The sequence below is a fragment of the Pseudomonas sp. AL 58 genome (assembly GCF_036348395.1).
In the GTDB taxonomy this organism is placed as follows: Bacteria; Pseudomonadota; Gammaproteobacteria; order Pseudomonadales; family Pseudomonadaceae; genus Aquipseudomonas; species Aquipseudomonas defluvii.
The window spans coordinates 50,055-75,782 of the sequence record NZ_JAZBQR010000002.1; the positions used below are offsets into that span (position 1 = coordinate 50,055).

18 protein-coding genes and 1 pseudogene are annotated in these 25,728 nt (G+C 60.5%); 15 read left to right on the forward strand and 4 right to left on the reverse strand.

Translation table 11 applies throughout. From position 1 onward, the window contains the following. Positions 1–3 precede the first annotated feature (3 nt). Genes UIA24_RS00640 through qhpG form a run of 4 tightly spaced genes read left to right on the forward strand, consistent with a single transcriptional unit; the run spans position 4 to position 5,600 of the window. Positions 4–1,911, forward strand: coding sequence for a sigma-54-dependent Fis family transcriptional regulator (locus UIA24_RS00640; protein ID WP_099773552.1), 1,908 nt, complete (start codon positions 4–6; stop codon positions 1,909–1,911). Further along, entirely contained in the window at positions 1,908–3,629 is a 1,722-nt protein-coding gene (locus UIA24_RS00645; protein ID WP_330521934.1) for an ABC transporter ATP-binding protein, read from the forward strand. Before UIA24_RS00640 ends, UIA24_RS00645 begins: the two co-directional genes overlap by 4 nt. Further along, positions 3,619–4,293 carry a subtilisin-like serine protease QhpE gene (gene qhpE, locus UIA24_RS00650; RefSeq protein ID WP_065759136.1) on the forward strand — a complete coding sequence of 225 codons (675 nt, stop codon included), beginning with the start codon at positions 3,619–3,621 and terminating at the stop codon, positions 4,291–4,293. Before UIA24_RS00645 ends, qhpE begins: the two co-directional genes overlap by 11 nt. After that, positions 4,290–5,600 (forward strand): flavin-dependent monooxygenase QhpG, encoded by a 1,311-nt coding sequence (gene qhpG, locus UIA24_RS00655; protein WP_330521935.1) that lies wholly within the window; start codon positions 4,290–4,292, stop codon positions 5,598–5,600. Before qhpE ends, qhpG begins: the two co-directional genes overlap by 4 nt. Before the next feature lie 3 nt (positions 5,601–5,603). Here the strand turns inward: qhpG and UIA24_RS00660 are convergent, their stop codons facing one another. After that, entirely contained in the window at positions 5,604–7,097 is a 1,494-nt protein-coding gene (locus tag UIA24_RS00660) for an aldehyde dehydrogenase family protein (RefSeq protein ID WP_330521936.1), read from the reverse strand. A 222-nt stretch (positions 7,098–7,319) separates the two neighbouring features. Here UIA24_RS00660 and UIA24_RS00665 point away from each other — a divergent pair. Then, positions 7,320–7,856: pseudogene (locus UIA24_RS00665) on the forward strand (S-type pyocin domain-containing protein); the annotation flags it as partial. A gap of 734 nt (positions 7,857–8,590) precedes the next feature. Here the strand turns inward: UIA24_RS00665 and UIA24_RS00670 are convergent. Further along, positions 8,591–10,216 (reverse strand): methyl-accepting chemotaxis protein, encoded by a 1,626-nt coding sequence (locus UIA24_RS00670; RefSeq protein ID WP_330521937.1) that lies wholly within the window; start codon positions 10,214–10,216, stop codon positions 8,591–8,593. A 482-nt stretch (positions 10,217–10,698) separates the two neighbouring features. Here UIA24_RS00670 and peaA point away from each other — a divergent pair, with 482 nt between their 5' ends. From peaA to UIA24_RS00705, 7 genes are all read left to right on the forward strand, one after another. Further along, complete coding sequence (gene peaA / locus UIA24_RS00675; RefSeq protein ID WP_330521938.1) at positions 10,699–12,276, forward strand: quinohemoprotein amine dehydrogenase subunit alpha; 1,578 nt, start codon at positions 10,699–10,701, stop codon at positions 12,274–12,276. Between the two features lie 78 nt (positions 12,277–12,354). Then, on the forward strand, positions 12,355–13,785 hold the full coding sequence (peaB, locus tag UIA24_RS00680) for a quinohemoprotein amine dehydrogenase maturation protein (protein ID WP_102051863.1): 1,431 nt from the start codon (positions 12,355–12,357) through the stop codon (positions 13,783–13,785). A gap of 1 nt (position 13,786) precedes the next feature. After that, positions 13,787–14,110: a quinohemoprotein amine dehydrogenase subunit gamma gene (gene qhpC, locus UIA24_RS00685; RefSeq protein ID WP_065759130.1), complete on the forward strand. Its 324-nt coding sequence runs from the start codon at positions 13,787–13,789 to the stop codon at positions 14,108–14,110. A 29-nt stretch (positions 14,111–14,139) separates the two neighbouring features. After that, on the forward strand, positions 14,140–15,258 hold the full coding sequence (peaD, locus tag UIA24_RS00690; RefSeq protein ID WP_065759129.1) for a quinohemoprotein amine dehydrogenase subunit beta: 1,119 nt from the start codon (positions 14,140–14,142) through the stop codon (positions 15,256–15,258). 162 nt (positions 15,259–15,420) lie between these two features. After that, positions 15,421–16,497, forward strand: coding sequence for a sensor domain-containing diguanylate cyclase (locus tag UIA24_RS00695; protein WP_330522162.1), 1,077 nt, complete (start codon positions 15,421–15,423; stop codon positions 16,495–16,497). Between the two features lie 136 nt (positions 16,498–16,633). Beyond that, entirely contained in the window at positions 16,634–18,241 is a 1,608-nt protein-coding gene (locus UIA24_RS00700; RefSeq protein WP_065759128.1) for a tetratricopeptide repeat-containing response regulator, read from the forward strand. Further along, positions 18,238–18,930 (forward strand): sensor histidine kinase, encoded by a 693-nt coding sequence (locus tag UIA24_RS00705; RefSeq protein ID WP_065759127.1) that lies wholly within the window; start codon positions 18,238–18,240, stop codon positions 18,928–18,930. Before UIA24_RS00700 ends, UIA24_RS00705 begins: the two co-directional genes overlap by 4 nt. A 261-nt stretch (positions 18,931–19,191) precedes the next feature. Here the strand turns inward: UIA24_RS00705 and UIA24_RS00710 are convergent, their stop codons facing one another. Then, positions 19,192–22,563, reverse strand: a complete 3,372-nt coding sequence (locus tag UIA24_RS00710) for a M10 family metallopeptidase (RefSeq protein WP_330521940.1) — start codon at positions 22,561–22,563, stop codon at positions 19,192–19,194. 186 nt (positions 22,564–22,749) lie between these two features. Here UIA24_RS00710 and UIA24_RS00715 point away from each other — a divergent pair, with 186 nt between their 5' ends. From UIA24_RS00715 to UIA24_RS00725, 3 genes are all read left to right on the forward strand, one after another. Further along, positions 22,750–23,250, forward strand: coding sequence for a methylated-DNA--[protein]-cysteine S-methyltransferase (locus UIA24_RS00715; RefSeq protein WP_330521941.1), 501 nt, complete (start codon positions 22,750–22,752; stop codon positions 23,248–23,250). Between the two features lie 91 nt (positions 23,251–23,341). Beyond that, a complete protein-coding gene (locus UIA24_RS00720; RefSeq protein WP_330521942.1) occupies positions 23,342–23,986 on the forward strand; it encodes an MBL fold metallo-hydrolase in 645 nt (214 codons plus the stop codon). A 91-nt stretch (positions 23,987–24,077) separates the two neighbouring features. Next, positions 24,078–24,770, forward strand: a complete 693-nt coding sequence (locus UIA24_RS00725; protein ID WP_330521943.1) for an OmpA family protein — start codon at positions 24,078–24,080, stop codon at positions 24,768–24,770. 61 nt (positions 24,771–24,831) lie between these two features. Here the strand turns inward: UIA24_RS00725 and UIA24_RS00730 are convergent, their stop codons facing one another. Beyond that, entirely contained in the window at positions 24,832–25,728 is an 897-nt protein-coding gene (locus UIA24_RS00730) for an acyltransferase (RefSeq protein ID WP_330521944.1), read from the reverse strand.

Below are 25,728 nucleotides of genomic sequence, written 5' to 3' on the forward strand. Positions count from 1 at the left end.
CTCATGAACAGAATAAAAACAACAACTGAAGTTCCGCCGTTCGATGCTCGCCTTGCGCGGGAGCGGCTGTCGCTGGAAGGGCAATTGCCCGACGGTATTCTGCGTGCCGAAATCGATGCGTCCTGGCGCCGTAGCCTGGGCCATGGCGTGCCGCTGAACAGTCGTCACGACTTCGACTTGAGTTCGTCGGCCAACCTCGACCTGCTGCTTGCCAGCAACCGCGTGTTGCTGGATGCAGCCACTGCCGAAATCGATTACTTGCGTGCGCGCCAGGGCAAGGACAGTGTGATCATCCTGGCCAACGCCGACGCCACCATCCTGACCATCGAAGGACAGGCTGACGCCCTGAAGCACGCAGGCCTCGGTGATATCAGGCCGGGCACGTGCTGGAGCGAATCGGCGCGTGGCACCAATGCTTTGGGTACCGCACTGGTTGAGGCGCGTACGGTGCAGATCGATTGTGGCGAACACTACCTGGAGCGGCTCAGTGATTTTTCCTGCACCTCGGTGCCGATCCATTGCCCGCAGGGCGACCTGCTGGGTGTCCTCGATCTGACCCGCCAAGGGCCGTTGGGCAGGGTGCAGGATCGCACCGCGCTGCTGGCACTGGCAGTCAGTCAGATTGAAGGCCGTTTGTTCAACACCAGCTATCCGGACCAGGTGGTACTGGCATTTCACAGCCGCCGACAGTTTCTCGACTCGCCCTGGCAGGGGCTGGTTGCCCTTGGGCTGGACGGGCAGATCCTCGCCGTCAGTAATCAGGCCTGCCAACTGCTGGGTGTGGCCCGTCCCCAGTTGGTCGGTCAACAGTGTGAAAGCCTGCTGGGCATGCGTTTGGAGCAATGGTTGGCGCGCCTGCAATTGGGGCGCGTCGACGCCATCGAGACCGCCAAGGGCGCATTTTTCTACAAGACCCTGCAAGTGCCGCTGCGTGCGGTGAGCGTGCCGGTCACGCCCCGGCGCAGTCCTCGCCCGAACATGGAACATCCTGATCTGCAAAGCCTGGGTGCAGGTAATAGCCGCTACGCCCGCGCCCTGCGCATGGCCCGCCAAGGGCTGGTCGGTGAGTTGCCGGTGGTGTTGTTGGGGGAGACCGGTAGCGGTAAGGAAGTGGTGGCGCGTGCGCTGCACCTGGCCAGCCCGCGGGCAGCGAAACCCTTTGTTGCGGTCAACTGCGCGGCGATTCCCGAGGGCCTGATCGAGTCCGAACTGTTTGGCTACCGTGAGGGCGCCTTTACCGGTTCCCGGCGTGGCGGTGTGGTCGGGCGCTTGCAACAGGCCCATGGCGGCACACTGTTCCTCGACGAAATCGGTGATATGCCACTGGCCTTGCAGGCTCGCCTGTTACGGGTGCTGCAGGAGCGCAAGGTGGCGCCGTTGGGGGCCGCCGAAGAACAGGACCTGGATATAGCGTTGATCTGCGCCACTCACCGTGACCTGAAGCGTCAGGTCGAAGAAGGCCACTTCCGCGAAGACCTGTACTACCGCGTCAATGGCATCAGCGTGCAACTGCCGCCCCTGCGTGAGCGGGAAGACCTCATGGCGCTGGTTGCCAGCCTGTTGGAAAAGCTCGGCGGCAAAGGGGCGTACCTGTCCGATGAATTGTCGGCGCTGTTCATCGGTTACCACTGGCCGGGCAACATCCGCCAACTGGAAATGACCGTGCGCACCTTGCTGGCCATGCGCGAGGAGGGCGAGCTTGAACTGGGCCTTGAACACCTGCCGGACAACCTGCTCGAAACCTTGCGGGGCACCCAAGCGGCTCAGGCCAGTGGGCGGATACGGGACAACGAATTGACCCTGATTCGTCAGGCGCTGGAGCGCCATCATGGCAATGTGTCGGCTGCCGCCCAGGACCTGGGCATCAGCCGTGCGACGCTCTACCGCAAGTTCAAGCAGTTGCAGTCATGATGCGCTGGCTTGCCCGGTTGATCGATCACAAGGACCCTGAAGCCTTGCAGCAGTCCCTGCGCTGGTTGTACGGCTTCGTTCGGCCGCAGCGCATGGCGATTGCCGGGCTGCTGGGGTTGTCCTTGTGTGCCACGCTGCTGGTGCTGGTGCAGCCGTGGCTGACCAAACTCTTGATCGATGATGGCCTGCTGGCGCGTAATTTCCCGGCCCTGGCCACCATTGCCGGCGTGATGGTCTTGGCCGGTATCCTCGGCACGCTGCTGTCGGGGCTTAACCGCTACCTGCACACGCGGCTGTCCGGGCGCATTCTGTTTGCCCTGCGCGATGAAATCTATCGCCACCTTCAGGGCTTGTCGCCGACCTTCTACGGCCAGCGGCGGATTGGTGACTTGATGTCGCGGCTCGACGGTGACGTGGCCGAGATCCAGCGCTTTGCTGTCGACTCGCTGTTCTCGGCCGTGTCCAGCGTGATCGGCTTGGTCTGTGCGCTGGGCATGCTGCTGGCGTTGTCATGGAAGCTGTCGTTGCTGGCGTTGGTGTTGATCCCGCTGGACGTGCTCTGGCTGCGCTGGATGCGGCGCAAGGTCGAGCGTGAGGTGCGCCAGTTGCGCGAGCGTTCGGCGGATGTGTCTTCGTTTCTGGTCGAGACCCTGCCCGCGATGAAGTTCATTCAGTCTGCTGGCCAGCAGCAGCGTGAAGCGCGACGCCTTGACGGGCTCGGCCAGGGTTACATGCAGCAGTTGCTGCGTTTGCAGGTCACTGAGTTCTTCACCCAAGCCGTACCCGGTACCCTGACTTCGCTGTCGCGCGCCTGCGCTTTTCTGGTGGGCGGCTATTGGGTGGTGCAGGGTACCTGGCAACTGGGTGCACTGATTGCCTTTTCGACCTACCTGGGCATGGCCGTGGGGCCTGTGCAGAGCTTGCTCGGCCTGTACGTGGCGATGCAGCGCATGAGCGTCAGCCTTGGGCGGGTGATGGAGCTGCGCGGTGAGGTGCCGAACGTGGTCAACCCGGCATCACCCCGTGCGATGCCGAGCACGTCTGACTTGCAGTTCGAGGGGGTGTGTTTCGCCCACCCCGGTCGGCCGCCGTTGTTACGTGAGGTACAGGCGTCGATTCCTCAAGGCTGCAAAGTGGCATTGAGTGGTATTTCCGGCGCGGGTAAATCGACCCTGATCGACCTGCTGCAGCGTTTTTACGATCCCCAGGCCGGGCGAATCGTGCTGGGCGGCTGCGACCTGCGTGAGCTGGACCTGTTCGAGCTGCGCCGCCGGGTCGCGGTGGTCAGCCAGGACATTGTGCTGTTTCGCGGCAGCCTGGCCGACAACCTCGCCTACAGCGTGCCGGATGCCAGTCGTGAAGCCATTGCCGAGGTTGCACGTCTGGCGCAACTGGACAGCCTGATCGCCAGCTTGCCCGAGGGCCTCGACAGCCCCTTGGGCGAGCGCGGCCAGCAGTTGTCGGGTGGGCAGAAGCAGCGCATCGCGATTGCCCGGGCCTTGCTTCAGGATCCACTGATTCTGGTGCTGGACGAAGCTACCTCTGCGGTCGATGAAGCGACTGAGCGTGAGGTAATCGGCGCAATTGATCAGCTGTTCCGTGGGCGTACGCGGATTTTGATCAGTCACCGTTCTTCGACCCTGGCCGATGCCGATCTGCGCCTGGAATTGTTTGACGGTCAGTTATCCACAACTGGAGCCGTGAGCCATGAAGCCTGAGGTGCGTATTGGCGTGGTCGACAGTGGCCATGACCTCAGCGAGCAGCCGCCTGTGGCTGCCCGCCGGTTTGCCTTGGCGCACGCCGGTTTGCTTGAACACGAAGCCGAAGCAGATGCACTGGGCCATGGCAGCGCGGTATCTGCGGCCATTCTTGAGCGGGCTGGCGAGGCGCGTTTGTACGTGGCGCAGGTGTTCGATGGCCGTGGGGTGACCAGTGCCTTGCAGGTTGCCGCTGCCATTGAGTGGCTGCTTGCCTGCCAGGTGCGGGTGATCAACCTGAGCCTGGGGCTGCGCGAAGATCGCCCCGCACTGCGCCAGGCCTGCGCCTTGGCGGTGGAGGCCGGCATCCTGCTCTGTGCTTCGAGCCCGGCGCAAGGTTCACCGGTGTACCCAGCAGCCTACCCAGGGGTGTTGCGGGTGACCGGCGATGCCCGTTGCCTGCCGCAGCAGTGGAGCTGGCTGGGCAGCGCCCAGGCCGATGTGGGGGCTTGTGTGCGCAGTGCCGATGGGCGGCTGTCCGGGGCGAGCCTGGGGTGTGCGGCTCTGACCGGGCATCTCGCAGCATTCTTGCAGCAGCACCCGGATGCCAGCAATCAAGGGATCCGTGACTGGCTGCATGAGCAGGCACACTATCACGGCCCTGAACGGCGGCTGGCACCATGAGCCGGGTACTGGTGCTTGGCGCCGGGCCGGCGGGTGCTGCCGTCGCTCTGGGCTTGCGGCGGCTCGGCCATGACGTGTGCGTGGTCAGTGAGTGGCGCCGTTTTGCGGCCCTTGAGGGCGTTTCACCGCGTGTACTCGAAGGCCTGCGTGGGGCGGGGTTGTTGCGTGCCTTGGCCGCTGCCAGCGAGCCTTCGCAGCGGCAGGTTCAGTGGAACGGGCAGCGCACGGCACAGAACCTGGAATACCTGCTCGACCGACCGCGCTTTGATCAAGGCCTGCGCGATGATCTGCACGCGGCGGGGGTAGCGCTGATCGAAGGGCGGGTGCTGAGTGTCGAGCGTGACGCTGGTCAGATGGGTGTCACGCTTGAAGGTGCGGCGCCCGTGTTTGCTGATTTTCTGGTGGAGGCCCGTGGTCGACAGGCACCGCAGGCGAGCAAGGCGTCGTCGGGCAGGGCCTGGCGCGGGCCGGAAACCCTGAGCCTGTTGAACCGTTGGCAAGGGCAACCGGGCCCGAATGCCAGCGCGGTGCAGAGTTTTGCCGATGGTTGGGCGTGGATGGCACGCCAAGCGGATGGTCGTTGCTACTGGCAACTGACCCTCGACGTTGCCAGCACTCAACTGCCGGACAAGGCCGCGCTGTTGGACTACTGCCGTGCACGGCGTCAGCAATCGGAAATGGCCTGTCGCTTTTTCGGTGCCGCCGAGGAACACGACCTGCACCTGCATGCCCGCAGCAGCACAGCCATTCTCAGCCGGCAGACCGGCGCAGAGGGCTGGCTGCGTGTTGGCGATGCAGCGATGGCCGTTGATCCCTTGTCGGGCAACGGTATCTTTCAATCGCTGTCGTCGGCATTGCAGGCGACAGCGGTGATCAATACGCTGCTGCAACGGCCTGAACGTGCGGCGTTGGCGTTGCAGTTTCACCAGCAACGGGTCGAGCACCTGTTCTGGCGCTTTGCCCGTAATGGGCGAGACTTCTACGCCCAGGAGCAACAATGGCCTGATGCGCCGTTCTGGCGGGCTCGCAGCTGCTGGCCCGACCAGGCGCCCGCACACCGGGAGGCGGACTTTGCTGCCTTGCAGGTGCAGGCCGGCCCGGTGCTTCGGGATGGCTGGGTGGATGAAGTGGAGCTGGTGGTCAGCCCTGATCAGCCATTGGGGATCTGGCATGTACAGGGCGTGGCGGTGGCGCCGTTGGTGAAGCGTCTGAAGCACGAACCGGCCGAGCAGGTGCTGGCCGGTCTGGAGCCTGAGCAGGCGCGGATGATCCGCAGCTGGTTGCTCAGTCAGGGCTATCGCCCCTGAGGCTTACAGCTTGATCAACACCGACTTGAGCTCGGTGTAGTGCTCGATGGCTGCTGCGCCCATCTCGCGGCCCACACCGGACATCCTGTAGCCACCGAACGGCAGCGCCGGGTCGAGGGCGCTGTGGCAGTTGACCCAGACTGAGCCGGAGCGAATGCGTGGGATCATCCGGTGGACGGCGGCCAGGTCGTTCGACCAGATACTCGCACCCAGACCATAAGGGCTGTCGTTGGCCATGCGCAGGGCGTCGGCCTCGTCATCGAATGGAATCGCCACCAGCACCGGGCCGAAGATTTCTTCCTGCACCAGCGGGTGACGCTGATCGACATCGACGATGACCGTTGGTTTGACGAAGTAGCCGGGACCGAACTGTTCACCACCACAGGCAATGCTGGCACCGCTGTTGCGGCCTTGCTCGATGTAGTTGAACACCCGCTGTTGCTGCCGTGCGGAAATCAGCGGGCCCATCTCTACGCTGGGGTCCAGGCCGTTGCCGAGCTTCATGGCGTTGGCAATACCGGCGATATCGGCGACCACATTGTCAAAATGCTTGCGCTGCACATACAGCCGCGAACCGGCGCAGCAGACCTGCCCCTGGTTGAAGAAAATCGCACTGGCAGCACCCGCCGCCGCGCTGGCAAGGTCGGCATCGGCCATGACGATGGTGGGTGATTTACCGCCCAGCTCCAGGGTGACCCGGGTCATGTTGTCCATGGCGATCTTGCCGATCTGCTGGCCGACAGCGGTCGAGCCGGTGAAGGTCAGCTTATCCACCCGTGGGTTACGGGTCAGGGCATCGCCAGCGACGACGCCGGTGCCGGTGACCACGTTGAAGACCCCGGCCGGGTAGCCGGCTTCGAGGGCCAGTTCGGCCAGCTTGAGGGCGCTCAACGGCGTTTCATCGGCGGGCTTGAGTACCACCGTACACCCGGTTGCCAGCGCCGGGCCGAGCTTCCAGCAGGCCAGCAGCAGCGGGAAGTTCCAGGCCACGATAGCGCCGACGACACCGACGGCTTCACGGCGAATGAAACCGTGAAACTGATCAGCGGGCATCAGCGGCATCGACACATCCACCGTGCTGCCTTCGACCTTGGTGGCCCAGCCGGCCATGTAGCGCAGAAAGTCGATGGACAGCTGCACGTCCATCACCCGTGCCACGGCGGCGCTCTTGCCGTTGTTCAGGCATTCGAGCTGGGCCACGATCTCGGCGTCCCGCTCCAGCAGGTCAGCCAGGCGCCACAACAGGTTCTGCCGTTCGCGCGGGCGGGTGCGGCTCCACTCAGAGTCGTCAAAGGCCTTGCGGGCGGCGAGCACGGCGCGTTCGACATCGGCTGGCGTGGCGCTGGGCACCTGGCACAACGGTTCGCCAGTGGCAGGGTTGCGCAGCGTCATCAGCGCACCGTCGGTGGCTTCAACCCAATCGGCACCGATCAACATACGGGGAGCACGCTGCAGAAACGCCTCAACGGCAGGCAGCAGGGGGGCAGTGGCGGACATGGCAAACCTCGTTCTTGTGAGTGAATGCCGGGGGTATTCGCAACCCTTGTGCCAAGCTCAAGAACCCCTGAAAACAGGGGGCTTGGCTGCTTGAGGTGGGTTTTGGCGTCTCAAACTGAGACAGTGTTGAGACGCGACAACTGCCTTTATGACGCGAGCTACATCACGGTTCAGGCGATCGCTAATTAGGGGTGAGCTTGCCCGCTGTAGAATTAATTGCCGGACTTCAGGGATTGTATTTACTGCTTCCCGGTTGAAAGTGGCCTGCCGCCAATTTACGTTGTTTTCAATAGTCCTTATAAAGGGGCAACTACGAGAGGAAAGTACAGTAATCGACTATTCAATCCCGCCAAAGCCGGAGGCCCAATTCTGGATTTGGATTGGACCCGCGCTACCGTGACGCAAGAGGGCATTGACTTGGTGAAATTGCATACGGGACGTTTCAGCCCTTCGGACGCCAATGCCATCATGATTGAGCGTTTGGAGAAGATCCTGCGGGGTGAATTGGCAATTATGGCTGTCGACAAACGTTTTTATACTCATGAACTCAGAGAGCTGGAGCGATTCAGAGCATTAGGGGTGGCTGACGGTGTAGATCCGAATGACGAGGGTGTCATTTGGAATAATACTCACTCCGCGACGCTGGAAGACTACAAGCTCAAGGATGCTTTTGAATTACTCTATTCACCTGATGCTATAGATGCGGATGATAAGCAAAGGGAGAAAGAGTACAAGCAAATGGGAGGGGCAAAGCGATGAGCGTCATAAGAACGATTGTGCTAAATGAGGAGCCTGAAGAGGTAATCCTGTTTCTCACTAAGAACGAATTGGGTATCTCACTGCCTCAGCTTGATGGCCTTTATAACAGAGCCAACTGGGCTCACGTGACAGATAGCTGGGGGCTATTGAGCCTCGTCAAGAGCATGTGCAACGCCGGCTTTATCCAATATAGCGGGACCGGAGTTGTCAGAGGGCCCAACTGGAGAGAGCCGGCGTTCATGCGTGAAGGGAAATATACGTTTGATTGATGGTGCCTAGTGTTTGTATTCACGGCTTACTTATGTGTTTCTCTAGCCGCTTTTTTGTTCTGACGTTCTACCAGCAGGCGATTTTCGGGTGAGAACTTTAGCGCTCAATGGTTTTGGGCGTGCTTTGTCGGGGCGATGGTTTGGGGGATGGTGCAACTAAACGTCGCCCGCTACGGCCATGTTTTGTTTTTTCCGTCCACCCAGGGGTTTCTTATCGATAACTATTGGGTGAGGTGGGTCGCTTTCGTAAGCGCGCTGCTTCAAACCGCATGTATTCCCAGCAAAGCGCCATCCAAGCGCTGGTTTTCAAGGAAGTAGGCGCATGATGGTATGGGCTGATATGAGCATGGAACGCAAGCCAGCCTGCCTGGAGAGCGCTTTCGGCGGGAATGAAATAATCCCCCCTTCATCGCCTCCAGGGAAGCTCTGAAAACAACGCCCTGCGCAGAGGGCGTTGCTGCAGGGTCAGACTTTGAACTGTGCCACCAGCCCGTTCAGTTGCACGGCCAGGTGTGCCAGTGATTGGCTGGCGGCGTTGCTCTGGTTGGCGCCGGCGGAGGTTTGCATCGACAGGTCGCGGATGTTGATCAGGTTGCGATCTACCTCGCGGGCGACTTGGGCCTGCTCCTCGCTGGCACTGGCAATCACCAGGTTGCGTTCGTTGATGGCGGCAATGGCCTGAGTAATCTGTTCCAGCGCATGGCCTGAGGCCAGTGCGGCATCCAGGGTGGCGTGTGCCCGTTCATTGCTGCTGCGCATGGCACTGACTGCGCCCTCGGTACCCTGTTCGATGGTGCCGATCATCGACTCGATTTCCTGGGTCGACTGCTGAGTACGGTGCGCCAGTGCCCGCACTTCATCGGCCACCACGGCAAAACCACGGCCCGCATCGCCAGCGCGCGCCGCTTCGATCGCGGCGTTGAGGGCCAACAGGTTGGTCTGCTCGGCAATCGCTCTAATCACTTCAAGCACCTGGCCAATGTTGCGCACATCACCGGCGAGGTGTTCAACCTGTTCACAGGTACGGGTGACGTCTTCGGCCAGCAGGCCAATGGAATCGACGGTCTGTTGCACCTGCTGACGACCATGGCGTGCGGTCTGGTCGGTTTCGCCCGAGGCCTCGGAGGTGCTGACCGCATTGCGGGCCACTTCCTCTACCGCGGTGGTCATTTCGTTGACCGCCGTTGCCGCCTGTTCCACTTCGTTGCTCTGCTGGAGCAGGGTCTTGGTGGAGTCATTGGTGACGGCTTGCAGCTCTTCTGCGGCCGACGCCAGTTGGCTGGAAGAGTCGGCAATGCGCTGAATGGTCGTGCGCAGGCTGGCCTGCATGCGCTTGAGTGCCTGCAGCAGTTGTGCCGGTTCGTCGCTGCCGACCACGGTCACTTCGCTGCACAGATCGCCACTGGCGATCACTTCGGCGACGCTCACAGCCTGGCTCAGCGGGCGCACGATGCTGCGGGTCAGGACAATGGCGAGCACGACCGTCAGCAGCACGACGACAATCATCATGGTCATGACCAGTTCATTGGCATTACTGAATACCGTGTCGCTTTCCAGAGAGGCCTGCTTGGCCCCTTGCTTGTTCAGGTCGACCAGTGCGATCAAGGCCTTGACCATGGCATCGGCATGTTCATAGAGGCTGCCGTTGGCAACATCAATGGCCTGGTCTTGATGCCCTTGCTGCGCCAGCGCGCTGAGTTTTTCCTGCTCAGTCATGTACAGCGCCTTGGCGCGCAGGAAGCCTTCGTAGGCGACCTTTTCTTCGTCCAGGCTAATGAGCTGCTCATAGCTGTGCTGTTGAGTTTGCAGCTGTTGCTTGAGCTCAGAGAGACGTTCCAGGTTGCTTCGCATGTCCGCGTCGGTGCGTACGGTCAGCAGGCGCAGGGTGATTGTCCGTATGCGCGATACGCTCAGAGCCGTGTCATTGAGGGCGAGAATCGAAGGCAGCCAGTTGCGATCAACCACACGCGACTGTTCGTTCATGCGGCGCATTTCCAGCAGCGAGAAGCTTCCGAGCAGCAGCGCCATAAGCGCGATCAAGGCAAAGCCAAGGCCCGCGCGGCGGGAAATTTTCATCGTTCTCAAGAGCATCTGTGTATTCCTTGTGGCAGCAACAAGCGCGACCTGCGAAGCCATTCGCGGGCCAGCGTCAATGCGGCGCTCTTAGGGTGGTAGACCACGGCGTCGTCAGGTTGTGCAGGCAAGGGGTGATGCAACGCACCGTCGAGTCACGCGAGAGGTGCTTGTCTTATGATGGTTTTTTATGACATGCAGGGCGTGGGAGCCCTGATGGAAAGTGGCTCAATGATGGCATTTTGTGCCAGAACGGTAAAGTGCAAGCCGTTCTGTCGCGCCGTCTCAGAGTGCTACAGCTGTCGCGAAATTAAACGCAGCGCAAGCGGTAAAAGTGCTGGAAGCCCTGTAGGAACGGGGTTTTGAGTTCTTGGCATGCAATATGTATCGCTACTGACAGTACCTCTTCAGCCTGTGCATTGCCTGATCCATCCCGGCCGGCAGGAAGAGACCACTAAAAAACAATGATAAGAATAAGCCCCGTGGGAGGTCAGACATCGATGAAGAGAACATTCCGGTTCGCCAGTGCCGGTGGCCTGCTGGCGTTGGCGGTAAGCCTTGCCTTGCAGCCCCAGACCAGCCAGGCACGCGAAGCCCAGGCCATCCTCAAGGAAACCTGCATGGGTTGCCATACGCCTGAGGGTGAGAATGCCTTTAGCCGCATCAGCCATCAGCGCAAAACCCCCGAGGGGTGGCTGATGAGCATTGCGCGCATGCAGACCATGCACCAGCTGAAGATCAGCGATGAAGATCGTCGCACCCTGGTCAAGTACCTGGCCGACAACCAAGGCCTGGCACCCAGCGAAACCGACGGTGTGCGTTATGCATTGGAGCGTCGCCTGAACACCGTCGAGCAGTTCGACGACCAGACCAAGCAGATGTGTGGCCGTTGCCACTCGGGGGCACGGGTGGCCTTGCAGCGTCGCCCGGCGCAGGAGTGGGAGCACCTGGTGAACTTCCACCTCGGTCAGTGGCCGTCGCTGGAGTATCAGGCACTGTCTCGCGACCGCGACTGGTTCGACCTGGCCCGTAAGGAAATGGTGCCATTGCTCGCCAAGCGTTACCCGCTCGACAGCAAGGCCTGGGCTGACTGGCAAAAGTCGATGCCCAAGGCTCAGGCCCTGGTCGGTGACTGGACGTTCAGCGGGCACCTGCCAGGCAAGGGCGAGCTTAACGGGGTGATGAAGGTTACTGCAGCAGAGGGCGATCATTTCACCCTCAGTGTTGATGGCCAGTACGCCGATGGCAGCCCGTTCAAGGGCCAGGGCACGGCCATTCTCTACAGCGGTTATGAGTGGCGCGGTAACGTCGATATCGACGGGGTGAAAATGCGCCAGGTGTTTGCTGCCAATGGCGCTCAGCTCAAGGGCCGGATGTTTGAGACCGCGCACGATGAGCTTGGCCTGGACTTTATCGCCGCGCGGCAGGATCACCCACAACTGCTGGCGGTTCAGCCGGGTTACCTGAAGGCCGGCAGCGAAACCGAAGTCAGCCTGATCGGCAGCGGCCTGAACGGTACGCCATCGTTCGGCAAGGGGGTTGAAGTGGTCAAGGTGCTGGAGCAGAGCCCGCAACGTGTGCGCGTGCTGCTCAAGGCCGCGGCCGATGCTCCGGCCGGGTTGCGCGAAGTGACTGTCGGTGCACTCAAGGGCCAGCAATTGGCGGTGTACCGCGACATTGCCGAGGTCAAGGTAGTGCCGGCGTTCTCGGTGGCCCGTATCGGTGACAACGGTGGTTCGACACCGAAGGTTCAAGGCCGCTTCGACGCCGAAGCCTGGGGCCGCAGCGCGGACGGCAAGGCCTACCGCATTGGTGTGTTCCCGGCGCAATGGAAGGTCGAGCCGTTTGATGACCGTGCCCGCGAGGATGAAGACGTCAAGTTTGCCGGCAGCATGCAGGCCGATGCGGGTGTGTTCACCCCAGGCGATGCCGGGCCAAACCCGGCGCGCAAGATGTCGACCAACAACGCCGGCAACCTCAAGGTCATTGCGGCGGTGGACGATGCAGGCAAAGCCCACACGGGTGAGGGGCATCTGATCGTCACTGTTCAGCGCTGGAACAATCCACCGATTCCTTGATACGGGCCTGTTACCCCAGCCATATCAGCGGAATGAAAAGGGGGCCGGCAATGCCCGGCCCCGCTTGAGGAGGTTGCGATGGGCGTTACCTTGAACCTGGTGGAGCGCAACCTGCACGAAGTGCAGGTTGATGACGCACGCATGTTGTTCCATATCCCCAGCAGCTCGCTGTTCGCCAGCGATGCGCTGACCGGGGAAATCATCGACGTCCTGCGTGGTGAGGGCTGTTCCAGCGAAACGCTGCAGCAGCGCCTGGCCCCGCGTTTTGGCGGCGAGCAAATCAATGAAACCCTGCGCGAGCTGATCGCCCTGGAACTGGTCAGCGACGGTTCGCCGTTGACCCCCGAAGTGGCGACCAGGCGGGTCGAGCGCACGGCGATCAACACGGTGGTGTTGAACGTCAACACCGGCTGTAACCTGAGCTGCACCTACTGCTACAAAGAGGACCTGGACAAGCCTTCGCAAGGCAAGCGTATGGATGTCGAGACCGCCGTGGCCTCGGTGGAAATGCTGCTCAAGGAGTCGCCGGACGAGTCGGTCTACACCGTGGTGTTCTTCGGCGGCGAGCCGCTGAGCAACCGCAAGCTGATCGAGTACATGGTCGACTACTGCGAGCGGCGTTTCAGTGAGGCGGGCAAACGGGTCGAGTTCGTCATGACCACTAATGCCACCTTGCTCACCGAAGAAATCGTCGACTACCTCAATGCCCACCGATTCGGTTTGTCGGTGAGTATCGACGGGCCGAAGACCGTGCACGATCGTAATCGCATCACGGTCGGTGGGCAGGGCACCTACGATGTGGTTCGGCGCAAGGTCGACATGTTGCTGTCGCGCTATGACAGCCGCCCGGTCGGCGCCCGTGTCACCCTGACCCGGGGCGTCACCGATGTCGAAACCATCTGGAACCACCTGTTCAACGAACTGGGCTTTGCGGAGGTCGGCTTTGCGCCGGTGACCTCTGGCGATATCAGCGATTACAACCTGAGTAGCGAAGAGCTGGTACAGGTGTTCGCCAACATGAAAGCCCTCGGGCGGCGTTACCTGGAGGCAGCGCTGGAGCACCGAAGCATCGGTTTCTCCAACCTGCACCAGTTGATCACCGACATTCATGAAGGGCACAAGAAGGCGCTGCCTTGCGGGGCCGGGCTGAAGATGCTGGCGGTCGATCACAAGGGGGAGTTGAACCTCTGTCATCGCTTCACCGGCTCGTCGTTGCCAACGTTCGGTAACGTCCACAGCGGGGTCAAGCAGGTCGAACTCAACGACTTTCTCTCACAGCGCCTGGACCGCACCAACACCGGGTGCGACAGCTGCCGCATTCGCAATCTGTGCTCAGGCGGCTGCTACCACGAAAGTTACGCCCGCTATGGCGACCCCGCTCACCCGACCTATCACTACTGCGAACTGATGCGTGACTGGGTGGACTTCGGCATCGAAGTCTACAGCCGGATCATGGCCGAGAACCCGGCCTTCATCAGCCGCTACATCACTCCGCGCAAGGTCCACTGACATGAAGCATCTCAAGCCGATCAATAACAAAGCGCTCAAGCTCGAACAGGCTGCCGACGAGAACCGCATTGAAGAGGTTGTGGCCATGAACTCGGTGGCCGGGTGTGCCTCGACCACGGACCCGGGCTGGGAAATCGATGCCTTCGGTGGCGTTTCGTCGCTGTGCCAACCGATGGAATCAGACCTGTATGGTTGCTCTGACCCTTGCTGGTGGCCGGCCCAGGTGCCGGACATGATGAGCACCTACCCGGACTGGAACAAAGACGCCCAGGCCTCCAACGACAATTGGCGCAACCTGGGGACCGTGTTCCCGGAAGACAAATGAGCCCCCAGCCGAACAAGAGGGATACCCGCATGCTTCAGACTGCAACGCGCGGCCTGGCCGCCATTCTGGTGCTTGGCGCCTGCTCCGGGCCACTGTTGGCCGACGAGGGCAAGGCGCTCAACCGTGGCCACGAGTACATGGTCACCACCAACTACCCGAACAACCTGCACATTCTCGACCTGGCCACCGACAGCCTCTACAAGACCTGCCAGATGCCGGACGCCTTTGGGCCGGGCACCGTGCAACTGTCGCCAGACCGCACAATTGCCTATGTGTTGAACAACCATTACGCCGACATCTACGGGGTCGAGCTGGACACCTGCAAACAGGTGTTCCATGCCAGCATTACCCAGCAGCCGGGGGAAAAGGCCCGTTCAATGTTTTCCTTCACTGTCAGCCATGATGGCAAGGAGTTGTACACCGTCGCTAACCCGACACGGATGCTCAACGATCGCTATGAAGTGCAGCAGCCGCGCCTGGATGTCTACGCCACAAATGCCGGCATGAGTGCCAAGCCCGTGCGCAGCTTCCCGGCGCCACGCCAGCTGACCATCATGCAGACCGGTGACGACGGCAGCCTGTACATCGCCGGGCCGGACATCTACAAGGTCAACGTGCAGACCGGCAAGTTCGACGTGCTGGTGCCGAGCCGACACTGGAAGCGCCCGCTGTACAGCGCCCCGGATGTGCTCTACGTGTGGAACCAGCAGACCTACCGGCATGATTTCTCGCTGCTCTACACGGCCGCCAAGTTCAAAGACAAGAAGGAAGACCCGGCAACCGCTGACTATGTTTACGGCTTCTTCAACATCGACCTGGCCACCGGCAAGACCAAGACTGTCGACTTTGGTCCGCTGACCGAGATCTACTTCAGCGGCATGGTGTCGCCCAAGGACCCTAACCTGGTCTTTGGCGTGCTCAACCGCTTGGCCAAGTACGACATCAAGCAGAAGAAAATGCTCCAGGCAGCCACCCTGGATCACTCCTACTACTGCATCTCGTTCAACAAGGCTGGCAGCAAGATCTACCTGGCTGGTACCTTCAACGATGTGGCGATTTTCGATGCCGACAGCCTGAAACCGCTGGGCAAGATCAAGTTGCCGGGGGGTGACATGGCAATCACCACGGCGCAGGTCTTTACCCGCTAGTAGAACCGGCGTGGATCTGGCGAGTCGATCAGGCTCGCCAGTTCCCGCCTCACCGAAACGGACCATCGGGTTAGCAGGCTTTTGTGTACAACTTGCTTCGATTAAGATGGCGATTAGCCATTTATTATCGAGTGCCCCGCTGTCATGACGGCAGTCCTGAACGTGCTACTTCTCTGGATGTGCCTTGGCATCGTGGTGCTGCTGATAGTGTGGCGCCGTGCGCTGCACCGCGAGCGCGACCTGAGTGCTCGCCTGGCTGAGCTTCAGGCGCAACTGGCGGGCTCGCCGCCGGGCGTTTGCAGCCAATGTGCCCAAGCGCGCGACATCCTCCCTGATGACATCGAGCGTTTCAAACGCAGCCAGTACTTTGCCCGTATCGGCACATGGGACTGGGATGTCGACACCGAGCAGTTGTACTGGTCTGAAGCCATCTACGGCATGTTCGGCTATCAGGTTGGCGAGATCACCCCCAGTTATGAACACTTCTGCAACAGTGTCCACCCGGACGACCGTCAGCAGGTCAGGGCGGGCGAGTTGCGCTGCATTGAAACCGGCGAAAACCATGACGAGGAGTACCGGGTGATCTGGCCCGATGGTACGGTGCGTTGGCTGCGCGAGACCGGCAATGTGATCAAGGACGCCCACGGCAAGGCCATCAAGATGATGGGGGTGGTACGCGACATCACCGAAGAAAAAGCCTGGGCCAACCAACTGCACAGCATGGCCCACCAGGATGCGCTGACTGGCCTGGCCAACCGCCTGGTCCTTGAACAGCGGCTGTCGGGGGCACTTGAGCAGGCACGCATCCAGCGCACCCGAGTGGCGCTGATTTTTCTCGACCTCAATGGCTTCAAGGCGATCAACGACAGCTACGGTCATGCGGCGGGTGATCAGGTCCTGATTAGCACGGCCAAGCGCCTCAAGAATCTGGTGCGTACGGCCGATACAGTGGCACGTATCGGGGGCGATGAGTTCGTGCTGGTGCTCGAAGGTTTGTCGTCCGACCTGAACATACAACAAGAAATCCATGTGCTTTGCGAAATGATTATCCGGGCACTTTCAATGCCGATGGAGATTGCCAGTCAAACGTGTGTGATCGGCACCAGCCTGGGTGTGGCGGTATTTCCCGACCACGCCACGAGTATGGATAACCTGATCCACACCGCAGACCTGGCGATGTATGACGCCAAGCGCTCGGGGAACAATCAATATCGTCTGGGGAGCCAATTGGGTGTGTGACAGGGCGGTGTTGTATTGCGTGATAGCCCACTGTCGTTGGTTGTCAGCTACGCGCCGTAGTGGGCTGAAAGGCTGAGCCTGTCGTTGTAATCGTTGCGTGCGTGTGTCTCCTTACTACCCATGACAGGTTCCTTGGATGTTGGTTTACAGCCAAAAAAGTTTTCTTATCGTCGATGACTTCTCCGACTTCCGCAGCTCCGTGCGCTCCATGCTGCGCGAACTGGGCGTGCGAGACGTCGACACTGCTGACTGCGGCGAGCAGGCGCTGCGCATGTGTGCGCAGAAACGCTATGACTTCATCCTGCATGACTTTCACTTGGGCGATGGCAAGAAAAACGGCCAGCAAACCCTTGAAGACCTGATGGTCGACAAGCTCATCAGCCATGAATGCGTGTTCATCATGGTCACGGCTGAGAGCAGCCAGGCAGTGGTGCTCAGTGCTCTGGAACATGAGCCTGATGCCTACCTGACCAAACCGTTCAACCGGATCGGCCTGGCCCAGCGGCTGGAAAAGCTGGTACAGCGCAAAACCTTGCTCAAGCCGATTCTGCAGGCGCTCGACCGCGGCAAACCCGCCGAGGTACTGGCCGCGTGCGAGAACCTCTGCCGCCAGGACCAGCGTTTTGCGCCGTTGTGCCTGCGCTACCGGGCCAACGCCCTGCGTGACCTGAACCGCTATGAAGACCTTGAGCGATTCCTCAAGGCCATCCTCAGCAGCCGTGCCACGCCCTGGGCTTATGCCGCCCTTGGCGCATTACTGTTCAAACGTGGCCAGATTGGCCAGGCCCAGGGCATCTATGAGCAAGCCTTGAAGGCCTTCCCGCTGATGCCTGGCCTGTACGACGGCCTGGCCGACGTACTGACGGCCACCGGCGAAACCAAGCGCGCTCAAAGCGTGCTTGAAGAGGCGGTGCGCCTTTCGCCACTGGCAGTGCGTCGGCAGATGCTGTTGGGCAAGCTGGCGCTGGGCAACGAAGACTTCGACAGCGCTTCACGCGCCTACCGTCAGGCGGTCAGCCAGGGCCAGCACTCGCGTTTCAAAGACCCTGAAAGCAACCTGGGCCTGGCCCAGGCCTTGATCAGCAAGAACGGTGGCGGCGGCATGGATGCGCGTACGCGCGTAGAGATCAACTCGGCCTTGAGCGAAGTGGCCAAGGAGTACACAGACGATCAGGGCCTGCAAGTGCGCGCCCGCCTGATGAAAGCCACCAGCCTGATCAAGGCGGGCGACCCCGAGACCGCCGCCAAGCTCACCGAGCAGGCCATGGCTCGCATCGAGGGCATGGACCAGTTCTTCTCTGCCGAAGCCGCCTTGCTGGTGGCGACCCAGCTGCAACAACTCGGGCAGGAAGCGGCCAGTAACGGCATCTTGAAGAACTGCGTTGAGGTGTATGGCGACGACCCGGCGGTGATGAAAAACATCGCAACCCTGACCGATGACCCGGCGATTCTGGGTGGGGGCAACGAAGCCGTCGACCTTAACCGTCAAGGTGTGCGCAGTTACCAGGCCGGCAACCTGGGGGGCGCCCTGGACCTGTTCCGTCGGGCACTGGTGTTGCAGCCGAAGAACATCAGTATCGCCCTGAACACTACCCAGGCACTGCTGCGCCTGGCCGGTGATACGCCAACCGCAGCCGTACTGGAAGAGTGCCGCGCCTGCCTCAGCCGGGTGGCCGGTATTCCTGAAAGTGACGCGCGCTACGAGCGCTATCGCAAACTGCACATACGGGCATTTGGTGGATGAGCGAAAACAAGCAGGGGCTCGACTTCTCCACGGTGATCGCCTCCACCGTACACGACATGAAAAACTCCCTGGCGATGCTCATGCAGACCCACAGCCAATGGCTGGCCCGTTTGCCTGATACGCAACGTGGCGGCAGTGAGCTGGGCGTCATGGAACACGAATTCGCCCACCTCAACGGCATGCTGGTGCAACTGCTGGGCCTGTACAAACTGGGCGTCAACCAGTTGCCGATGTGTCCTGGCTACCATGAGCTGGACGACTTCATCGAAGCGCAACTGGCGGCTCACCAGGACGTACTGAGCCATCGCGACCTGCTGGCCAGCTACCGGATCGACACCGTCAACCCGCTGGGCTTCTTTGATCGTGAGCTGATTGGATCGGTGGTGTCCAACATCCTCAACAATGCCATCCGTTACGCCGGCCACGCCTTGCTGATAACCGTCAGCGAAGAAGACGACCAACTAGTACTGAGCGTCAACGATGACGGCCCGGGTTATCCCCTGCAGATGCTCGAACGCCAGAGCGACTACGTGCAGGGCATCAACCCCAGCAGCGGCAGCACCGGCCTGGGCCTCTACTTCGCGGCCCGCATTGCTGCGCTGCATGAACGCGACGGGCTGCAGGGGCGCATTGAAATCGGCAACGGCGGGCCGTTGGGCGGCGGCGTGTTCAGGCTCTACCTGCCGTAAGTGCGCTGTATCGTTGCCATTGTGCGAATACTCCAGGATGTAGCATGGCTTAATGCTGGAATATTGGCACTTTGGGTCTTCTACACCGGCTTTTGGATGAGCTGCATACGCTGGGAACCCTGCGGGTTCCATCGCCACCAAGGTGTGCTCCCACGGTAGGTGCGCCACCGTGCTCACTTCCAATTTTATTCCTGCCTCAAGACACAAGTCGGCTTGGCGTTGAGATTGCCCAGGTTTTTTACTGCCTGCGAGTTACCGTCATCAGCCAATCATATCCTGCGCACTGAAACTGTTGACGCCCACCAGGTGAATCTCGAAGTCAGCGTCCGGGGTGGCGTTGACGTTGCCGTAGAGGATGTGATCGACAAAGCGCACTTGCCCGGCGGCGCTGAATGCATCGGCACCAATGAAGCTGAAGGTGTTGATGCCTTTGGCGAGGACGTTGGCGTCGAGCTTCGACAGGTCGATCTTGTCGCCTTCGCTGCTGTTGAAGTCGGTGATGACGTCGCGTGCGTTGCCTTTGCCCAACTCGTTCAGCAGGTTGAAGACGAACCGGTCGGCGCCGCTGCCGCCAGTGAGTGTGTCGGTGCCGAGGCTGCCGATCAGCAGGTCGTTGCCCGCCCCGCCATTGAGTTGGTCATTGCCTGCGCCACCGTTCAGGGTGTTGTTGGCGCTGTTGCCGATCAACACGTTGTTGAGTCCGTTGCCGGTGCCGTTCAGGTTGGCACTGCCGGTAAGGGTCAGGTTTTCCAGGTTGGCACCCAGGGTCCAGTTGACCGAAGCGCGCACGGTATCGATCTCGCGGGGCAGGGTGCTGGTTTCAACGAGGGTGTCGCGCAGATTGTCGACCACATAAGTGTCGTTGCCGGTACCACCGATCAGGGTGTCGATACCTGCGCCACCGTCCAGCAGGTTGTCACCTGCGTTGCCGGTGATGCGGTTGTTGAGGGTGTTGCCGGCACCGTTCAGGTTGGCACTGCCGGTGAGCGTCAGGTTTTCCAGGTTGGCGCCCAAGGTCCAATTGACCGAAGAGAAGACGCTGTCGATTTCCTTGAGCGATGTTCCTCGTTCAATGATGAGGTCGTCGGTGCTGTCGACGTAATAGGTGTCGTTACCTGCACCGCCGTCGAGGGTATCGGTACCGCCAGCGCCGTTGAGCAGGTTGGCGCCGCTGTTGCCCGTCAGGGTGTTGTTCAGTGTGTTGCCGGTCAGCTTGAGTGCGCCACTACCCAGCAGCGCGCCGTCTTCAACGTTGGCGGCAAGGGTGTAGCTGACGCTGCTGCGCACCAGGTCGCGGCCTTGGCCGCTAGCCTCAATGACCATGTCGGCGATGTTGTCGACCACATAGATGTCATTGCCGAGGCCGCCGCTGAGGGTATCGGCACCTGCACCGCCGTTTAGCAGGTTGTCGCCTGCGTTGCCGGTCAGCACGTTGTTGCGCGTGTTGCCGGTACCGCTGAGGTTACTGCTGCCGGTGAGCACGAGGTTTTCCAGGTTGGCGCCCAGGGTCCAGTTCACTGAAGTGCGAACTGTGTCGATTTCACTGGCAGAGGTGCTTTTTTCGATGATGACATCGCGCAGGTTGTCGACCACGTAGGTATCGTTGCCGGTGCCACCGGTCAGGGTGTCGATCCCGGCACCGCCGTCCAGGATGTTTGCTCCGGCATTGCCGGTGATGCGGTTGTTGAGTGCGTTGCCGGTGCCGTTGATCGCAGCCAGGCCGGTGAGGGTCAGGTTCTCCAGGTTGGCGCCCAAGGTCCAGCTCACTGTTGAAAAGACATTGTCGATCTCGGTTGGCGAGGCGCCTCGTTCGATGATGGTGTCCGCGAGGTTATCGACGTAGTAGGTGTCGTTGCCAGCGCCTCCGTCGAGGACATCGGCACCGCCAGCGCCGTCCAGCACGTTGGCGCCACCGTTGCCGGTCAGGGTGTTGTTCAGCGCGTTGCCCACCAGTTTGAGCGCGCCGCTGCCCAGCAGCAGGCCGTCTTCGACGTTGCCGGCCAGGGTGTAGCTGATGCTGCTGCGGACCAGGTCGCGGCCTTCGTTGCTGGCCTCGATGACCTTGTCGGCGATGTTGTCGATCACATAGATGTCATTGCCAAGGCCGCCGCTGAGGGTATCGGTACCCAGGCCACCCTCGAGCAGGTCATTGCCCGCCCCGCCATTGAGTTGGTCATTGCCTGCGCCACCGTTCAGGGTGTTGTTGGCACTGTTGCCGGTCAGCACGTTGTTGCGGGTGTTGCCGGTGCCGTTGAGGTTACCGCTGCCCGTCAGGGTAAGGTTTTCCAGGTTGGCGCCCAGGGTCCAGCTCACTGAGGCACGAACGGTGTCGATCTCGCTGGCCAAGGCGCTGGTTTCAATGATGATGTCGGCGCTGTTGTCGACCACGTAGGTGTCGTTGCCGGTGCCACCGATCAGGGTGTCGACCCCGGCACCGCCGTCCAGCACGTTCGCTCCGGCGTTACCGGTGATGCGGTTATTGAGTGCGTTGCCAGTGCCGTTGCTGCTGGCTTTACCGGTGAGCGTCAGCACTTCAATGTTGGCGCTCAGGGCGTAACTGACTGAGGCGAGAACGGTGTCGATCTCAGTGCTGAGCGTACTGGTTTCACTGACGATGTCGCCGATGTTGTCGACAATATAGGTGTCGTTGCCCGCACCGCCGATCATTGTGTCGCTGCCGCCACGACCATCCAGCACGTTGTTCAGGGCGTTGCCAATCAGGGTGTCGCCAAAGGCCGACCCCGTGGCATTTTCGATTTTTGCGCCATAGGCGATACCCAGCCCGTTGTTGATGGCTGTCATGTCCGTCTGGTCATAGAAGGCTTTGCCGATGTTGCTGAATTGGCCTTCATTCAAATTGAGGCGTACCGAGGCTTTCTGGTTGCTCGCGTCAAGGGTATCGATGCCGCCGGCATCCCAGAGGGTTTCGAAGACTGATTGGTCGGCGCCCCACTGGTAGGTGTTGTTACCGGTTTGCCATTGGGTATTTGCGCCATAGAGCTTCTGGATCGCCAGGATGTCCAGCAACATGGGCGAGGTGGGCTCAAAGGAATAGGCGTTGTTGTAGCTCATCAGGGTGTAGTGGACATCATCGAGCTCTGGCGCCAGTACGGTGTAGTTGTAGGCACTGGTGCTGAAGGGGTGTTTCAGGCCAAGTGCATGGCCAATCTCATGCACAAAGGTCATGTAGTCATAGGTGCCCTTGACCGGCGCCTTGTTGTTGGTTGCTGGCCCGATCCAGACATCGCCAGCACTGGGCGCTCTGTCAGGAAAGTAGGCCCAGGCTGCGGTGTCGTCACTCATGTAGGCGTAACCGCCAAAACGCAGGTCGCCGACGTTGCTCGTAGTTTCCTTTACCTGGGTAAACTTGATGTTGGCTACCGCAGACCAGCTATTCAGGGCGCTGGTGACGGCGGCCTGTTGCGGCGCAGTCAGGGCATAGCTTGCCTGGTACTCGTTGTCGTCGGAATAGCTGCGGGCGAAAAGCGAGACGTAAGGATTGATGAAGCTGTACGTCAGGTTCGTCGTACTCGCGCCGTTGCCCCAGGCAGTACCAAACAAAAGGCTGTTGAGCTGGACGTTGTTGCTGAGAGAGGCGTACCAGACAGAGGAGTAACCGAGTGGACTGGGCATTTTAGCTTCCTGGGCGAACGGCGGCCTTTCCTTGGGTGGCCGCTACGGTATCGCGCTTTTTATCAGAATCTGTAGCGTTGATACAGGCGAGTTGGTTAATTTGGCGTCAAAAAAACGCGAATTTCATCTGGAGCCTTCAGATGGGGATGCGCTGCTGACCTCACGATGATTTATGGAATTCAGGGCATGTCCTACGTATTCAAGATGATGGGTTCACCTGTCGGCCAATTGACCCTGATTGCAAGCGCCTCCGGGCTCGCCGCAGTGCTCTGGGAAAACGAGAAGCCCAACCGGGTTCTCTTGAGTGCCGTGCGTGAGGCGGTTGAAAACCCGGTGTTGCTGGCCACCGAGCGGCAGCTCGGTGAGTACTTCGCCGGTACGCGAAAGTGCTTTGAGTTGGACCTCGACTTTGTCGGTACTGAGTTTCAATGCAAGGTCTGGCAGGCTCTGTTGACCATCCCGTTTGGCGAAACCCGTAGCTACAGTGACATCGCCCGGCAGATTGGCTGCCCGAAAGCGGTGCGCGCCGTAGGGGCAGCCAACGGCAAGAATCCGATTTCGGTCATTGTCCCTTGCCACCGGGTGATTGGCGCCTCGGGCAGTTTGACCGGCTATGCCGGTGGGTTGGCGGCCAAGCAGTTCCTGTTGGCACTGGAAGGCAGGCAGACACTGGCGCTGGGGTTTTGAATCGACCACCGGCCTGTTTTCACGAAAGTGATATCGGCGGGTTCAGCCGGCTGTGCCAAAATATGCCATCACCTTTTGGCAGGATCATCTCATGCAAACCGCCAGCCCCGCGCTGATCCGCGAAACCTTCCCCGTCGGCCCTTTGCAGTGCAACTGCACCCTGATCGGCGACCCGATTACCAAGAAGGCCATCGTTGTCGACCCGGGCGGTAACCATGAGCAGATTATCGCGCGCCTTGACGCTCACGGTTTGAAGCTGGTCAGTATCATCCATACCCATGCGCACCTGGACCATTTCCTGGCCTCCGGCCTGTTGAAGGAAAAGACCGGTGCTACGCTGCACTTGCACAAGGAAGACCAGTTCCTCTGGGATAACCTGGAAATGCAGTGCCGGATGTTCGGCGTACCCTACACGCCGGTACCGTCGCCGGATCGCTGGCTGGCCGATGACGAAGAGTTGGCGTGCGGTTGTGGGGTTGCCTTGCACACGCCGGGGCATACCCCGGGTTCGATGAGTTTCTGGTTCGCCGATGCCAAGTTGCTGATCGCTGGCGACACGCTGTTTCGTCGTGGTATTGGCCGTACCGATTTGTGGGGCGGCGATCAGCCGACCATTGTCCGTTCGATCAAAGAGCGCCTGTACCGGCTGGATGAGGACGCTACTGTTGTAACCGGGCATGGACCAGACACCCGTTTGGGTGATGAAATGCGTGAAAATCCATTTGTTCGGGCCTAAGCCAGGGAATTATTTGCGTTTGTCGCGTTCCAAGGCCCGTATAGGTCTGCCAATTTTCGATGTGCTTTAGAATCCCTGTAGGAGCTTTTCCATGTTCACCTCGCGTCGTCTGATTATCGTCGCTACTGCTGTTGCCATGCTGTCCGGTTGTGCCACCCCAAGCCCTTACGATAACCAAGGGCAGGCACAGCAAAGCACTGGAATGAGCAAAACTGCCAAGTACGGCGGCCTGGGCGCGCTGGCTGGCGCAATCGCGGGTGCTGCAATCAACCACGACAACCGTGGCAAGGGCGCACTGATCGGTGCGGCAGCTGTGGGTGCAGCGGCGGCCGGTTACGGTTACTACGCCGACAAGCAGGAAGCGGCACTGCGTGAAAGCATGGCCAACACCGGCGTGGAAGTGCAGCGCCAGGGCGATCAGATCAAGCTGATCATGCCGGGCAACATTACCTTCGGCACCGACTCGTCGGATATCTCCCCAAGCTTCTATTCGCCGCTGAACAACCTGGCCAACTCGTTCAAGCAGTTCAACCAGAACACCATCGAAATCGTTGGCTACACCGACAGCACCGGCAGCCGCCAGCACAACATGGACCTGTCGCAGCGCCGTGCGCAGGCTGTCAGCACTTACCTGACATCCCAGGGCGTGGACAGTTCGCGTCTGTCGGTACGTGGTGCTGGCCCGGATCAGCCGGTTGCGAGCAACGCCGATGCCAATGGCCGTGCACAAAACCGTCGTGTAGAGGTCAACCTGAAGCCGATTCCTGGTCAGCAGTACCAGTAACCGTCGGCCTGTGGCCAGCAAGGCGGATTGCTACGGTACGTAGTAACCCGCCTTGCGGGTATCAGCGTTGACGGTGTAACTGCGCCAAATGCTGATCCTTCTCTTCCCATAGCCGGTTGATCCATTGCTGGAACGCCAGCCGGTACGCGTCATCCTGGTCATAGCTTTTGCCGAGGAATTCCTCGGGAATGGCCAGTTCCTGAATATGCACCGCTACCCGTGTCATCCGCCCGCACAGCAGGTCCCAGAAACCCGGCGCACCGTCTGGGTAGTAGAGGGTCACGTTGATGATCGATTGCAGTTGTTCACCCATCGCATCCAGCACGAAGGCGATGCCGCCAGCCTTGGGCTTGAGCAGGTGCTGGAACGGTGACTGCTGTTCGGCATGTTTTGCCTGGGTGAAGCGGGTACCTTCGGCAAAGTTGAAGATGGCGGTTGGCGTGCCACGAAACTTTGCGCAGGTGCGGCGCGTGGTTTCCAGGTCCTTGCCTTGCTTCTCCGGGTGTTTGGCCAGGTAGGCCTTGGAGTAGCGCTTCATGAACGGAAAGCCCAGTGCCCACCAGGCCAGCCCGATCACCGGTACCCAGATCAGGGCGTGCTTGAGGAAGAACTTCAGCGGCCGAATACGCCGGTTCAGCACGTACTGCAGCACCAGGATGTCCACCCAGCTCTGGTGGTTACTGGTGACCAGATAACTGTGCTGGTAGCCGAGCCCTTGCAGGCCCTCCACCTGCCAGTGGGTATGCCTGATCAGGTTCATCCAGCCCTTGTTGTTGCTGATCCAGGCTTCGTGGATGTGGCGCATCAGTTCGTCGGTCAGCTTCTGTGCCGCCGGAAACGGCAAGCACAGCTTGAACAGGCTGACGATGAACAGCGGGGTACAGCACACAAGGGTGTTCAGCCCCAGCAGCAACGAGGCAATGATCCCGCGCACAGGCGCGGGCAGAAAAGCGAGCAT